12 protein-coding genes are annotated in these 14,398 nt (G+C 71.6%); 1 reads left to right on the plus strand and 11 read right to left on the minus strand.

What is annotated here, in order from left to right; genetic code table 11:
• Window positions 1–35 precede the first annotated feature (35 nt).
• The 9 genes from ACTWQC_RS15610 to ACTWQC_RS15650 all read right to left on the minus strand — a co-directional run bounded on the left by ACTWQC_RS15610 (window position 36) and on the right by ACTWQC_RS15650 (window position 10,200).
• On the minus strand, window positions 36–863 hold the full coding sequence (locus ACTWQC_RS15610; RefSeq protein WP_443316278.1) for an HAD family hydrolase: 828 nt from the start codon (window positions 861–863) through the stop codon (window positions 36–38).
• Window positions 860–2,137, minus strand: a complete 1,278-nt coding sequence (serS, locus tag ACTWQC_RS15615; RefSeq protein ID WP_443316279.1) for a serine--tRNA ligase — start codon at window positions 2,135–2,137, stop codon at window positions 860–862. The genes ACTWQC_RS15610 and serS overlap by 4 nt, the downstream gene beginning before the upstream one ends.
• A gap of 554 nt (window positions 2,138–2,691) precedes the next feature.
• Window positions 2,692–3,627 carry a prephenate dehydratase gene (gene pheA, locus ACTWQC_RS15620; protein ID WP_443316280.1) on the minus strand — a complete coding sequence of 312 codons (936 nt, stop codon included), beginning with the start codon at window positions 3,625–3,627 and terminating at the stop codon, window positions 2,692–2,694.
• 43 nt (window positions 3,628–3,670) lie between these two features.
• A complete protein-coding gene (gene efeB, locus ACTWQC_RS15625; protein ID WP_443316281.1) occupies window positions 3,671–4,969 on the minus strand; it encodes an iron uptake transporter deferrochelatase/peroxidase subunit in 1,299 nt (432 codons plus the stop codon).
• A complete protein-coding gene (locus ACTWQC_RS15630; RefSeq protein WP_443316282.1) occupies window positions 4,969–6,987 on the minus strand; it encodes a copper resistance CopC/CopD family protein in 2,019 nt (672 codons plus the stop codon). Before ACTWQC_RS15630 ends, efeB begins: the two co-directional genes overlap by 1 nt.
• A 12-nt stretch (window positions 6,988–6,999) precedes the next feature.
• Entirely contained in the window at window positions 7,000–7,470 is a 471-nt protein-coding gene (locus ACTWQC_RS15635; RefSeq protein WP_443316283.1) for a copper chaperone PCu(A)C, read from the minus strand.
• Window positions 7,467–8,114: an SCO family protein gene (locus ACTWQC_RS15640; RefSeq protein WP_443316284.1), complete on the minus strand. Its 648-nt coding sequence runs from the start codon at window positions 8,112–8,114 to the stop codon at window positions 7,467–7,469. Before ACTWQC_RS15640 ends, ACTWQC_RS15635 begins: the two co-directional genes overlap by 4 nt.
• A 109-nt stretch (window positions 8,115–8,223) precedes the next feature.
• Window positions 8,224–9,006, minus strand: a complete 783-nt coding sequence (locus tag ACTWQC_RS15645; RefSeq protein ID WP_443316285.1) for a YcnI family copper-binding membrane protein — start codon at window positions 9,004–9,006, stop codon at window positions 8,224–8,226.
• 129 nt (window positions 9,007–9,135) lie between these two features.
• Window positions 9,136–10,200, minus strand: coding sequence for a hypothetical protein (locus ACTWQC_RS15650; RefSeq protein WP_443316286.1), 1,065 nt, complete (start codon window positions 10,198–10,200; stop codon window positions 9,136–9,138).
• Window positions 10,201–10,422: 222 nt separating this feature from the next.
• Between ACTWQC_RS15650 and ACTWQC_RS15655 the strand changes: the two genes are divergently transcribed.
• Window positions 10,423–10,902 (plus strand): ATP-binding protein, encoded by a 480-nt coding sequence (locus tag ACTWQC_RS15655; RefSeq protein WP_443316287.1) that lies wholly within the window; start codon window positions 10,423–10,425, stop codon window positions 10,900–10,902.
• A gap of 79 nt (window positions 10,903–10,981) precedes the next feature.
• Here the strand turns inward: ACTWQC_RS15655 and ACTWQC_RS15660 are convergent, their stop codons facing one another.
• Together ACTWQC_RS15660 and ACTWQC_RS15665 are read right to left on the minus strand one after the other, a co-directional pair.
• Window positions 10,982–12,466 carry an aminopeptidase P family protein gene (locus ACTWQC_RS15660; RefSeq protein WP_443316288.1) on the minus strand — a complete coding sequence of 495 codons (1,485 nt, stop codon included), beginning with the start codon at window positions 12,464–12,466 and terminating at the stop codon, window positions 10,982–10,984.
• Window positions 12,467–12,522: 56 nt separating this feature from the next.
• Complete coding sequence (locus ACTWQC_RS15665) at window positions 12,523–13,992, minus strand: PP2C family protein-serine/threonine phosphatase (protein ID WP_443316289.1); 1,470 nt, start codon at window positions 13,990–13,992, stop codon at window positions 12,523–12,525.
• Between the last annotated feature and the right edge of the window lie 406 nt (window positions 13,993–14,398).

A 14,398-nucleotide genomic window follows, 5' to 3' on the forward strand; every position in this document is an offset into this window, starting at 1 on the left:
GCCAGGACCCGGTCCCGGTGCAGCGCCGACCCGACTCAGGCGGCGGGAAAGAGCCGCTCCAGGACGAGCGCGATGCCGTCCTCCTCGTTGGACGCGGTGACTTCGTCGGCCACAGCTTTCAGCTCGTCGTGCGCGCCCGCCATCGCGACGCCGTACGCGGCCCACCCGAACATGGGGATGTCATTGGGCATGTCCCCGAAGGCGATGGTGTCGGCGCCCGTCAGGCCGAGCCGGCGGGCCGCCAGTGAGAGACCGGTGGCCTTGGTCAGGCCGAGGGGCAGCAGCTCGACGATGCCCTCGCCCGCCATCGTGACGCCCACGATATGGCCCGCCACTTCCAGCGCGACCCGGGCGAGTTCGTCGTCGCCCAGCTCCGGGTGCTGCAGGTAGATCTTGTTGAGCGGGGCGGACCACAGCTCGGCGGGGTCCTCGAACGGCACCACTGGCAAGGGGCCTTCCTGAACCCGGTAGCCGGGGCCGGCCAGCACCTCGCCCCCCAGGCCGTCCCGGCTCGCGGCCAGCGCGAGCGGGCCGGTCTCCGCCTCGATCTTGGCGAGGGCCAGCCCGGCGAGCTGCCGGTCGAGCGTGACGGACGTCAGGAGCCGGTGCTCGCCAGCGTGGTAGACCTGACCGCCCTGCCCGCACACCGCGAGCCCCCGGTAGCCGAGGTCGTCCAGGATGTGGCGGACCCAGGGCACGGCACGCCCCGTGACGACGATGTGCGAGGCGCCCGCCGCGGTGGCCGCGGCGAGCGCGTCGCGCGAGCGCTGCGAGACCGTCTCGTCGCCGCGGAGCAGCGTGCCGTCGAGGTCGGTCGCGATCAGTTGGTACGGGAGGGAAGGGGAGCCGCCGTCGGAACTCACGCGCCGGTCGGCTCCAGGACCTCACGTCCGCCCAGGTACGGGCGCAGCACCTCGGGGACGCGCACAGAACCGTCGGCCTGCTGGTGGTTCTCCAGCAGCGCGACGATCGTCCGGGGCACCGCGCAGAGCGTGCCGTTCAGCGTGGCCAGCGGGCGTACGTGCTTGCCGTCGCGCATCCGCACCGACAGCCGTCGCGCCTGGAACTCGGTGCAGTTCGAGGCGGACGTCAGCTCGCGGTACTTGCCCTGGGCCGGGATCCAGGCCTCGCAGTCGAACTTGCGCGAGGCGGAGGAGCCCAGGTCGCCCGTGGCCACGTCGATGACCTGGAAGGGCAGCTCGAGGCCGGTCAGCCACTGCTTCTCCCAGTCCAGCAGCCGCTGGTGCTCGGCCTCCGAGTCCTCCGGCGTGACGTAGGAGAACATCTCGACCTTGTCGAACTGGTGCACCCGGAAGATGCCGCGGGTGTCCTTGCCGTACGTGCCGGCCTCGCGGCGGAAGCAGGGCGAGAAGCCCGCGTACCGCAGCGGCAGCCGGTCGGCCTCGATGATCTCGTCCATGTGGTACGCGGCGAGCGGGACCTCGGAGGTGCCGACCAGGTAGAAGTCGTCCTTCTCCAGGTGGTAGACGTTCTCGGCGGCCTGGCCGAGGAAGCCCGTGCCCTCCATGGCGCGCGGCTTGACCAGCGCCGGGGTGAGCATGGGAACGAAGCCCGCGGCCGTGGCCTGCGCGATCGCGGCGTTGACCAGGGCGAGCTCCAGCAGCGCGCCGATTCCGGTCAGGTAGTAGAAGCGGGATCCCGACACCTTGGCGCCGCGCTCGACGTCGATGGCGCCGAGGAGCTGGCCGAGCTCGAGGTGGTCCTTCGGCTCGAACCCCTCGGCCGCGAAGTCGCGCGGGGTACCGACGGTCTCCAGGACGGTGAAGTCCTCCTCGCCGCCCACCGGTACGTCCGGGTGCACGAGGTTGCCCAGCTGGAGCACCAGGCGCTGGGTCTCCTCCGCGGCCTCGTCCTGCTCGGCATCGGCGGCCTTGACCGCGGCGGACAGCTCGCCCGCCTTCTTCAGCAGCTCGGCCTTCTCGTCACCCGAGGCCTTGGGGATCAGCTTGCCGAGCGCCTTCTGCTCGGCTCGGAGCTCGTCGAAGCGGACGCTGGACGACCTGCGCCGCTCGTCGGCGGAGAGCAGCGCATCGACGAGCGCGACGTCCTCTCCACGGGCGCGCTGGGACGCGCGGACACGGTCGGGGTCCTCACGGAGCAGACGAAGGTCAATCACCCCACCAGGCTACCGGTGCGCACTGCCGACGCTCGACCCGATATTCCATTACGCACCATTTTGACCGTTTTGCCGCGATCGAGAAATTCGGCACCGAAGGTCGTCAATAATTCGGCCTGCATTCGCTGAAATGGGGCGCGTTCGGCCATCCTGGCTGACCCGCTTCCCTTGCGCGGAGCGGAAGTTGAGTCCGGGTTGTCCACAGGCCCGTCGAGGATCAAGGAGTTTATCCACAGGCTGTGAGGAAGATCTGTGGAAATTGGAATTGATCATTCCGTCCGTCGCTGTGCTGGGCGATGGATTCCCCTCCGAAACCTCGGCCACACCCTCATTCGGGTGGGAATCGGGTGGAGTGACTCCCTCCAAAGAGTTGACCTGGGAAGTGGGGCTGACGAGGGGTGACCTGATGCCCTGTGGGCAGACCTGAGGTCTGTACGCCGATTTGTCGACCATGTCGTGTGGTCGTGTCGACTTATCCCCAGCCAGAGAGCAGCGCCTGTGGATAACTTTCGTGGATAACCACACTCGCAGGTGGAGCGGTGCGGAGGCGGCGCTCAGGCCCGGCCGTCGATGCAGCGGGTCAGCCAGTCCGAGGCGGCACTGAACTCGCTGTCGGAAGTCCCGTGCCGCAGCTGCGCCACGTCCGAGGGGTTCACACCGGCACGCGGGTACGAGCCGAGGAAACGGACGTTCGGGCAGATCCGCTTCAGCCCCATCAGGGCCTCGCCCACCCGCCGGTCCGTGATGTGGCCTTCGCAGTCCACCGAGAAGCAGTAGCGGCCGATGCCTTCGCCCGTGGGCCGCGACTCGATGCGCATCAGGTTCACCCCGCGCGCCGAGTACTCCTGCAGCAGCTCGAGCAGCGCGCCCGGGTGGTCGTCGCCCAGCCAGATCACCACGGAGGTCTTGTCCGCGCCGGTACGCGCGGCGGGCCTGGCGGGACGGCCGACGAGTACGAACCGGGTCGCCGCGTTGTGTGCGTCGTGAATATCGGTGACCAGCGGCTCGAGGCCGTACGTCGGAGCGGCGAACTCGCCCGCGAAGGCCGCGTCGTACCGCCCCTCCTGCACCAGCCGGGCGCCGTCCGCGTTCGACGCCGCCGACTCCCACTGGGCGTCGGGCAGGTTCGCCGCGAGCCAGTTGCGCACCTGCGGCTGCGCGACCGGGTGGCCGGTCACCGTCTTCACGTCCGACAGCGCGGTCCCGGGCCGTACGAGCAGGGCGAAGGCGATCGGCAGCAGAACCTCGCGGTAGATCATCAGCGGCTCGCCCGTGGCCAGCTCGTCGATGGTCGCGGTGACCCCGCCCTCCACGGAGTTCTCGATCGGTACGAGCGCGGCGGCCGCCTCCCCGGACCGTACGGCGTCCAGCGCGGCCGGGACCGAGACCATCGGCATGAGTTCGCGGGTGGCGGCCTCCGGCAGCGAACGGAGAGCGGCCTCCGTGAAGGTGCCTTCGGGTCCGAGATACGTGTAGCGGCTCGCTGACATGGCGCCCAGCGTAGCCGGGTGGATCGACCCCATGTGTCCCGTCTCATGCATCGAGCAGCCGCTGCCCCACGTACTCGCCCGGCTCGCAGCCGCCCGGCACGGCGAACAGGCCGCTCGCCTCGTGCCGGATGAACGGCGACAGCGCGTCGCCCCGGTCGAGCTTCCGCTGGACCGGCACGAAGCCCGTGAGCGGATCCGCCTGCCAGCAGACGAACAGCAGCCCGGCGTCCGGCGCCCCGTCGGGGCCGAAGCCGTCGTGGAAGGAGAACGGGCGGCGCAGCATCGCGGCCCCGCCGTTCGTCTCCGGCGCCGCGATCCTGGCGTGCGCGTTCGCCGGGATCACGACGTTGCCGGAGGGCTCACTCTTCTCGAGGTCCATCGGCGTCGTCTCGGTGCCGCCCGACAGCGGAGCGCCGTCGGACTTCCGCCGCCCGATGACCTTCTCCTGGCGCTCGAGCGACAGCTTCTCCCAGTCGTCGAGCAGCATCCGGATGCGCCGCACGACCGCGTACGAGCCGCCCGCCATCCACGCCGGCTCGCCCCGGACAGGTACGAAGATCCGCTGCTCGAAGTCCTCGTCCTCGGGCTTGGGGTTGTTGGTGCCGTCGACCTGGCCCATCAGGTTCCGGGCCGTCATCGGACGGGAGGTGGCACCGGGCGAGCGGTTGAAGCCGTTCATCTGCCAGCGCAGCCGGGCCGCGTCTCCCGCCGCCTTCTGCAGGGTGCGCAGCGCGTGGAAGGCGACCAGGGCGTCGTCCGCGCCGATCTGCACCCACAGGTCGCCGTTGCTGCGCCTCGCGTCCAGTGCGTCGGACGAGAAGTCGGGCAGCGGGTCCAGTGCCGCCGGGCGCTGCGCCGCCAGGCCGGTACGGTCGAAGAAGGTGCGGCCGAAGCCGAAGGTGACCGTCAGGGAGGACGGTCCCGCGTCGAGCGCGACGCCCGTGTCGTAGGCCGGGGCACGGCCCGCCATCAGCTCCTCCGCGATCTTCGACCAGCGGCGCAGCAGCGCGGCAGCCCCCTTGCGGCCGGTACCGGGGGCCAGGTCGAAGGCGACGAGATGTCCGCGGGCCTGCAGCGGTGTGGTGATGCCGGCCTGGTGCCTGCCATGGAAGGCGGCGGCGGTGGAGCCGACCGTGGCGAGGGCCGTCGCGTCCTCGCCGGTCGCGGCGGCGGTCCCGATCACGCCGCCCGTCACGCCCACGGCGAGCCCCGCTGCGCCCGCGGCGCCCGCCGTGCCGAGCAGCCGCCGCCGGGAGATGGCCCGCCCGGCCCCGCTGGAGCCCGCGTCCTTGTCCGTGTCCCGGTCCTGGCCCTGGTTCTGGTCCTTGACCTTGTCCGTCATCAGCCGATCTTCATGTTCCTGGTCTCGGTCACCTGGTCGATGTCGGAGCTCCGTACGGTCACGGAGACCTCCCAGTCGCCCGGCATCGGGATCTGCACGCCGCTCGCCGACCAGTGTCCCGTCTCGACCCGCGGGGGCTGCACGGGCAGGGGTCCGAGGTCCTCGGGCTCGAGCGTGAAGGCGACCTTCACCTCGGGTACGTCGAGCGGCTTCCCGTTCGGGCGGGTCAGCCGGACGTGGAGGAGGTTGGTGGCAGGGTCCAGGTCGATCTTGGCGGTGCCCTTGCCGTCCTCGCCGCCGGTGTCGAACGGGATTCTGACCGAGACGGGGCGCTGGGACGGCGCGGCCGCCGCGCCGTTCGCCGCCCGCACCGCCTCCTCCGTACGGCCCGGCTCGGTGCTGGTCAGCACGGTGGTCACGGCGAGCAGGACGACGGCGATCGAGGCCTCGGCGAGCACGGAACGGCGCAGTCCGGAGCGCTTCGGGTCCGCGTCGCGTACGCGCTTGCGGCGCGCGGTGACCTGGGCGGCGCGCTGGCGGGCGAGCTGCGCGGCGCGCCGCGGATCGGCCGGTACGGTGGCGGGTTCCTCGACCAGCTCCTCGTGCGGGTCTTCGTCCTGTTCCTGGTCCTGCTCCTCGTCCAGGACCTCGTCCAGTTCGTCGCTCCGGTCCTCGGCCTCGGCCTCCGCCTTCGCCCCGGTCGTCCCGTCCGCCGCCGGCAGCCGTGCCGTCCAGCGCCGCGAGATCGAGGCGATGCCCACCAGCACCACCACCAGACCGACCTTGACCAGGAGCAGCTGCCCGTACGACGTCGAGGTCAGGGCGTCCCACGAGCCGACCTGCCGCCACGACTGGTACAGCCCGGTCGCCGCCAGGACCAGCACGCTGCCGAAGGCCACCCGCGAGAAGCGGTGGACCGCTGTCCGCTCGACGGACGGGTCCCGGTGGAGCGCGACGAGCAGCGCGGTGAGCCCGCCCAGCCAGGCCGCGACCGCCAGCAGGTGGACGACGTCCACGGGCATGGCCACACCCGGCTGGATCCCCGTCGAGGCGTGCTCCGCGAGGGCCCAGGTCGCGGCAAGGCCCGTGGCGACGACCGCCCCGCCGACCCCGACCCCGAAGGCGAGGTCCCTGCGCTCCTTCGGGTCCTCGCGCCGCGCGTACGCCCCGAAGAGCACCGCTACGAACAGCGCGGCCGCCGCGAGCAGCAGCAGCCGGGAGACCAGCGCCGCACCCGGCTTGGTCTCCAGCACCGCCCGCAGCCCGGCCAGATCGAAGGCGTCGACGAGCCTGCCCGAGCCGGTGTACGGGCTGCGGAGCAGGAGCAGCACGATGGTGGAGCCGGTCAGCACCGCCCAGCCCTGGACGACCAGCCGCTGCACCGGCCGTACGGTCGCCCCGCGCGGCCAGCAGGCCAGTACGAAGGCGGCGCCCCCCACCAGCAGGACGAACCCCGCGTACGCCGCGTACCGCGCGATCCCGTAGAGCGTGCCGACGACGCCCCCGCCGGTCCGCTGCTGCGGCACCGCGACCGAGGTCTTCGAGGGCTCGCCGACCGAGAAGGTGAACGCCCCCGACACCGGGTGGCTGTCGGCCGAGACCGCCTTCCACGCGACGGTGAACGTGCCGTCGGGCAGCCCGGAGTGCAGCCCGATGCCGTACTTGACGACCTTTCCGCTGCTCAGATCGCGCAGCTTGCCGGTGTCGACCCGCTTGCCCTTCGGGTCGAGCACGCGGATCGCGTCGCCGGACAGGGCGACGCTTTCGGAGAAGGTGAGCGTGACGTCCTTGGGCGCCTCGCCGACCACCGACCCCTGCTTCGGGTCGCTCCCGATCAGCGCGGCGTGCGCCGAGGCGGGAGACGCGCCGGCGAGCAGCGAGCCGAGCAGCGCGGCCGCGAGGAGCAGCAGCGTCAGGGCCGCGGAGCGTGCGGTCGTACGGCGCGCGGTCCGGCGGTGCCCGGCGGACCAGGGACCCGGCGGCACCACGGGGACCGCGGAGGGGGCAGCGGTGGGCATGGCGTCAGTCCCTTACTTCCGCGGTGCGTAGTTGGTCGCCTCGACGGGGACCTCCAGCTTGATCGGCTCCGACCGGGCGAAGTGGAGTTCCAGGGACACCTTCTCGCCCTTCTCCGGCTTGTGCCTGAGCTTCATGAACATCAGGTGGCTGCCACCGCGCTCGAGTTCGAGATCGCCGCCCGCCGGGATCTCGAAGGAGTTCACCTGACGCATCGTCGTGCCGACGGTCCTGTGCATCGTCACGTCGTCGGAGAAGTCGCTGGTGACCGAGGTGAGCCGGTCACCGGCCGAACCGCTGTTCCTGACGACCAGATAGCCGCTCGCCACCTCGTCCGTCACCGGCTGCGGCACGTACGCGCCCGCCACCTCGAGCTCGGCGCGGGAGCCCGATCCCGATGCGGAACCGGCCGAGCAACCGGCGAGGGCGAGACCGGCCGTGAGCGCCAGCGCCCCGGCGACGGCAGCGGTCCTCACCGGGCTCACGGCGTACGCCCCTTGGCGATCTCCGGCAGGTCCTTGCGGTAGTCCTCGGCGGTGGCGTCCTTGCTGTAGAGGACGTGTGCCTTGTCGTCCTTCGGGAGGAAGGCGAGGACCTGGGTGCCGTGCGAGGAGATCCAGGTGCCGTCCTTCTGCTTCTTCGGCTTGTCCAGATAGATGCCGACGCTGCGGGCGCCCGCCTGGATGGTGTCGAAGTCGCCGGTGAGCCCGATGAAGGCCGGGTTCTGCGCCTTCAGCCACTCACCGAGCTTCTCCGGGCTGTCGTGCTGCGGGTCGGAGGTGACGAAGACGACCCGCAGCTCCTTCCGCTCGGCCTCCGGCAGCTTCCGCATGGCGATGTCGATGTTGCTCATCGTGAACGGGCAGGCGTCGGGGCAGTTGGTGTAGCCGAAGTAGAGCAGGGTCGGGCGGCCCTTGGTCTCCTCGATCAGGTCGTACTTCTCGCCCTTGGTGTCCTTGAGGACGAGGTCGGGCTTGTCGAAGGGCCGCTCGAGGACGGTCGCGGCCTTGTGCGCGGTCGCGGAGTCCGCGGCGGCGGGTTCGCTGCCGCCGTCGCCGCCTCCGCACGCGGAGAGGGTCAGTGCCGCCGCCGCGGCGAACGCGGCGGCGAACACGCTGGTTTTACGCATGGATGGCAGTCCCAAGGGGTGGTGGGTTCGGTTACGGACCGTGGCTCGAGCGCGGGTCGGGCGCCCGGGGCCGGCTGAGCGGCCCGGGCGCCCGGATCACGCTCCCGGATCAGGCCGAGCGGCGGCGGCCGGCGATGACACCGAAGGCGACGCCCGCCGCGCCGATGACGATGCCCAGAACACCGAGCACGCGCGCGGTGGTGTCGCTGCCGTCGCCCGCGGCGGCTTCGTCCGCCTCGGAGCCGCCGGACGCGCCGTGCTCGTCCGAAGCCTGCTCCTGCCCGGACTTGGCGTTCTCCGAGCCGCCGTGGCTGTGCCCGGTCGCCCCGTCCGCGGGCTCGGTGAGCTCGAGGACCGGCGCCGGGCTCTCCGGCTCCTCGCCGCCCTCCTTCGGCGCCTCGATCCAGCGTGCGACCTCGTTGTCGTCGTACGTCTGGAGGGCCTTGAACACCAACCGGTCCGCGTCCTCCGGCAGCTGGCCGACGGACAGCGGGAACTGCTGGAAGGTGCCCGGTTCGATCTTGCCGTCGTCCTTCGCGGTCCACGTGACCTTGGTGACGGCCTCGGTGATCTTCTCGCCGTGCATCTCGAGCGGCTTGTCGAGCTTGGACTTGGTGACCTTCACGTCCCAGCCCGGCACCGGCTGCGGCATGACCGAGGCCAGCGGGTGGTCGGTCGGGAGGTTGACCTCGAGCTTCACGGTCGAGGCGCTGTCGCTCTCGTTCGGGACCTTGAAGGCGATGGTGCTGTAGCCGCCCTTCTCGGCCTCGCCGGGCTGCACGGTGACGTGGGCGAAGGCCGGTCCTGCCAGCAGCAGGACGGTTCCGGCGGCGACGCCGCCGACGAGGGGGAGACGGGAGGAGATACGAGAGGAGAACCGAGAAATGGTCATGGTCGGGAACACTCCACGGGCAGATGAGTCGGATGGGATGGCGCGCGTGCGGCCGCTGCCGGCGCGAGCACTTCCGACGGAATGTCCCGGTTCGCCCGGGCTGGTGCCGGTGGTTGTGCTGGGCCGCGTCTAAGCCGCGAGGTCGAAGCGCGGCGGCCCCCGCCGACTGACGGAGTGCTCCAGGACCGGGGATTGCGGCCCGGACTTGCCGTGTTCGTACGCGTGAGGGCCGCGCAGCAGGGCAGCGGGCGCTCCGGGCAACCCGGCCCGCAGGGCGCGTACGAGTGTGATCGCGGCGCGCAACGCCCGTACGAGCGCTCCTTCGGCGACCCCCTCGGCGACCCCTTCCGCGACACCGCGCGCCGACAGCCGTACGAGCCGGAACAGCGCGGCCTCGCCCCGCCGCAGCAGCAGGCCGAGCACGACCGCGGCGAGCAGGTGCCCGAGCAGCATCGGCAGCGAGGGCAGTGCGAGATCGGCGAACGGGGGGACGGGCGAGGACGCGACGGCGGCGTCCAGCGCGCCGGATGTCTGGGCAGCGGCCGCATGGGCGGCCGTTTGCGCGCCGGCCGCGTGATCGCCAACGCCCGCCGCATGGAGGTCCGACGCATGAAGGCCCGCCCCATGAAGGCCCGCCCCATGAAGGCCCGCTCCATGGACGCCCGCCGCATGCAGATCTGCCGCCTGGGTGCCGACCCCGTGGGTCGCGTGGGGCAGTCGTCCGGACGGCGCGATGCCGGACGCGGTGACGATCCACCGGGCCTCGGCGAGGGTCAGCCGCGGGGGCACGCCGTTGCCGCCGCACACCAGCCGGACCGCGAGAGCGATCAGCGCATCCGAGGACCGGCCCGCCCGGGGCGCCTGCGCTGCGGCCACGGTGTGCTGCCCGAGCCCGAACAGCGCATGCAGCCCGAGCTGCGCGACCGCGAGCCCCGCGGAGATCCCCGGGAGCGAGCGTTCCCGCCCGGCCAGCGGCGCGGCGGCCGCGAACACCGCGAGGAATCCGGTGGCGAGCGTCCACAGCGGCACCCCGGCGCACGACGCAAGCAAGTGCCCGGCCGCGGACAGCACGACGCAGACCGCGGCGAACACCGCGGCCCTCAGCAGTCGCAGATCGGCGCCGGCGCGAGGGCCCGACGGGAAGGACGCGCTGCCCTGTGGGGGGCGGTTGCCGACTGACGGGTGGGCGGACATAGCCGCGCCATCATCCCATCGCGCCCACCCGCTTCATACGGCAGGGGTCTCGGTTCAGGAGGCGCAGCAGCGCACGGGTCCGCGTCGCTCACCCCGCTTTACACCGACGGCAGGAGACCGCGCATCCGCCGAATGAGCGTAGTCACATGAATCCCGCGCTTATGTGCGGGCATGGGCGGCAATACGTAACGGTATGTCGAGCCGCAGCCAGGAGGCTGGAGCATGAGCATCTGGTGGTCTCTCCATCTGCGGCGCGAGGCTGCGAGCGTGCCGCTCGCCAGACGGCTGCTCCTCGGCACGATGGACGCGGCGGGGGTCGATCCTGACATTTCCTACGATCTCTCGCTTGCGCTCACCGAGGCGTGCGCGAACGCGGTGGAGCACGGCGGGGACGCGTCACCGGAAGGCTCGTCCGGGGCGTACCGCGTAACCGCCTTTCTGGACGGCGACAAGTGCCGTATCGAGGTGACCGATTCGGGCCCCGGCTTTCCGCTGGGCCGGGTGCTGCACGGCACGTCCCTGCGCGCGCCGCTCCCGCCGCCCGCCCCCGCGGACCCGCACCGTGAACACGGCCGCGGACTGTGGCTGATCGAGGCACTCGCCGACCACGTCGACTTCCGCAACCGGCCGGGCCGGGGCGCGGTGGTGAGCTTCGACAAGATCCTCAAGTGGCGGGAAGACGCTCTGCTGAGGGCCTCCTGAGCGGTGTCTTCCGACGCCTTCTGATACTTCGGACACCTTTGGACGCCTTCAGCAGCTTCAGCAGCAGGGCGCGTTCCGCTCAGCCCTTCAGGCGGGCCATCCAGGACTCGACCTCGTCGGCAGCGCGCGGCAGCGCGGCCGAGAGGTTCCGGTTGCCGTCCCCGGTGACGAGGATGTCGTCCTCGATCCGGACGCCGATGCCGCGGTACTCCTCCGGCACCGTCAGATCGTCCGCCTGGAAGTACAGGCCAGGTTCGACGGTGAGGACCATGCCCGGCTCCAGCACGCCGTCCACGTACGTCTCGGTACGGGCGACCGCGCAGTCGTGCACATCCAGCCCGAGCATGTGGCCCGTGCCGTGCAGCGTCCAGCGGCGCTGCAGGCCGAGCTCGAGCACCCGCTCCACCGGGCCTTCCACCAGGCCCCACTCCACGAGCTTCCCGGCGAGCACGCGCTGCGCCGCGTCATGGAAGTCGCGGTACTTCGCGCCCGGCCTGACCGCCGCGATGCCCGCCTCCTGCGCCTCGTACACCCCGTCGTAGATCTTGCGCTGCAGCTCGCTGAACCGCCCGTTGATCGGCAGGGTGCGGGTGACGTCGGCGGTGTAGAGGGTGTGGGTCTCCACGCCGGCGTCGAGGAGCAGCAGTTCGCCCGCGCGGACCGGTCCGTCGTTGCGCACCCAGTGCAGGGTGGTGGCGTGCGGGCCCGCGGCGCAGATGGAGCCGTAGCCGACGTCGTTGCCTTCGACGCGGGCGCGCAGGAAGAACGTCCCCTCGATGTACCGCTCGGAGGTGGCCTCGGCCTTGTCGAGGACCTTCACCACGTCCTCGAAGCCGCGGACGGTGGAGTCGACGGCCGCCTGCAGCTGGCCGATCTCGTAGGCGTCCTTGACCAGGCGCAGCTCGCTGAGGAAGACCCGCAGCTCCTCGTCGCGGTCGGCGTCCAGCTTGTCCGCCAGCGCCTCTTCGAGCCCGGCGTCGTGGCCGCGGACGATGCGGACCGGGCCGTCCAGGGCCGTCAGCTCCTCTGCGACCTTGCGGACGTCCCTGCTGGGCAGGCCGAGCAGCTGCTCGGCCTCGGCGAGGCTGTGCCGCCGGCCCACCCACAGCTCACCCTGGCCGTCGAGCCAGAACTCGCCGTTCGCGCGGTTGGAGCGAGGCAGCAGGTAGAGGGTGGCGTCGTGGCCTTCGCCCGACGGCTCCAGGACCAGGACGCCGCCCTCGGTCTGGTCGCCGGTCAGATGCACATACTCCGTCGCGGCGCGGAAGCTGTACTCGGTGTCGTTCGACCGCGTCTTGAGGTTGCCCGCGGGGATGACCAGGCGCTCGCCGGGGAATCGGGCGGAGAGCGCGGCGCGGCGGCGCGCGGCGTGCGGCGCCTGCTCGACCGGCCGCAGGTCGCGCAGCTCGGTGTCGGCCCAGCCGCTCTTCATGTTCTCGGCAAGCTCGTCGGAGACGCCCGGGTAGAGGCTGTTCTTCCGCTGCTTGATCGGCTCGTCGCCTTCGGGGTTCTCGGGCGCGGGCTGGTCGGTCACGGCTTCCTCCTCGCGTGGAATCCCCACCATGGTATGGGCGGAGGGACGGCCGCCGGTGAGCCTGTGGATAACCTCGCCACGCCTCGTCACGCCTCGTCGAAGCGGGCGGCGAGGAGCACCACGTCCTCCGGGTCGTCGACCGCGTCGAGACCGTCGGGCAGGACGGTGTGCAGCACGTGGTCGGCGATCGCGCCCGGGTCGTCGCGTACGGCCGCGGGCATGCTCGCCGCTGCCGCCTGCAGCCGCGCGAAGGCCCGGTCCATCGGCTCGCCGGTACGGTGCAGCAGCCCGTCGCTGTAGAGGAGCAGGGTCTCGCCGGGCGCCGCGTCGAACTCGACGCTCGGAGCCTCCCAGCAGGAGAGCATCCCGAGCGGCGCGGACAGGGAGGTCTCCACGAACTCGGTGCGCCGCTCGCCGATGATCAGCGGTGGGCAGTGCCCGGCCCCGGCCAGCACGAACTGCCTTCCCTGGGCTCCGCCAGAGGTGACCGCGGCGGGCTCGCAGTACACGAACAGCGCCGTGGCAGAGCGGGCCGGCTCGGTCAGCCGCAGCAGCAGTTCGAGGTCGGACAGCACGGCGACCGGGTCCTCGCCTTCCATCACCGCGTACGCCCGCAGCGAGGCGCGCAGCCGTCCCATGGCGGCCACCGCGCTCGGCCCGGAGCCGGTGACGCTGCCGATGGCGAGGCCGAGCGCGCCCTCGGGCAGCGGCAGGGCGTCGTACCAGTCGCCGCCGCCGCGCGGGCCCGTGCGGTGCCGTACGGCGAGGCGCGCTCCGGGGATGCGCGGCAGCCGGCTGGGGAGGAGCTCCTCGCGGAGGGTGTCGGCGGTGGCGCGGGCGCGGGTCAGTTCGAGCTGGCGGGCCAGGTGCTCGGTGGCGTAATCGGTGTAGAGGCCGACGAGGTGGCGCTGTCGTTCGACGGGCTCGGTCGGCTCGTCGTAGAGCCAGACGGCGGCGCCCAGGCGGCCCGCGGCCGCGGTCGCGAGGGGGATCGCGTAGCTGGCGGCGTAGCCGAGGCGGGCGGCGACCTCGCGCTGGCGGGGATCGAGATCGGGCTCGTTGCGAAGATCGGGGTGGGCGACCTCGGTGCGGGCGCCCTCTGCTCCGCCGGACTTCTCCGGGAGCCCGTCGAGGATCCGGCCATAGGAGGCCGCGCTGCGCGGGATGGTCTCGATGGTGCCGAGCTCGGCGGGGCCGAGGCCGAGGCCGACCGTGGTCTCGGGGCCCTGGCCGTCGGCGGGCTCGAGGACGATCATGCCGCGCTGCGCGCCGACGAGGGCGGCTCCGGCGCGCAGCAGTTCGTGCAGCGCCTCATCGAGCGTGCCGGTGCGGGCGAGGCGCTCGGTGAGCTCGTGCAGGGTGGTGAGATCGGAGATCCAGCCGGCGAGGCGGTCCTGGACGGCGGCGAGCTGATCGACGGGGCTGACGTCCTGGGCGGTGGGGGCTGCGCTCTCGGACTGGGGCCGTTCGGATGGGGAGGTGGGGGCGGGATTGTGCGCTGGCGAGGGAAGTGCTGGATCGATTCCAGCCACTTTCGGCAGATGGCGGGAACTCATGGTCTGCAGCTTCCGATCCTGGCCCGTGACAACACCGGCCACGGAACCGCATTCACCTCAGCAGGTGCGCTATATGTCCGGAATAGCGGCGTTTTGTCGACTGGCATCGCGTAAACGCGCCAGCCTTGCATTCCTCGCAATAGCATCGCAAACCCCCATGTCATGCTGCGCCGCTATCAATGCCTCCACATCTACACGTAGGCCTGGGGCGTGTCCAGCACTGTGCCGACGGGCTTGTTGGTGTCTGTGATGATGACAAGTTGGCTGAAAAAAAGCCCTGGTCTCGCGCATTTGCGGTCGACTGGACGCATTCCACAACGCGTCACCTCCACTGTGGTGGGTACGTACTCGGAGAAGGGCAGGGGCAGTTGGGGGCGCCCCGGAACCTCGCGGCGGCCTCGAGCGT

This window comes from Streptomyces sp. 8N616 (assembly GCF_052246385.1).
GTDB lineage: Bacteria > Actinomycetota > Actinomycetes > Streptomycetales > Streptomycetaceae > Streptomyces.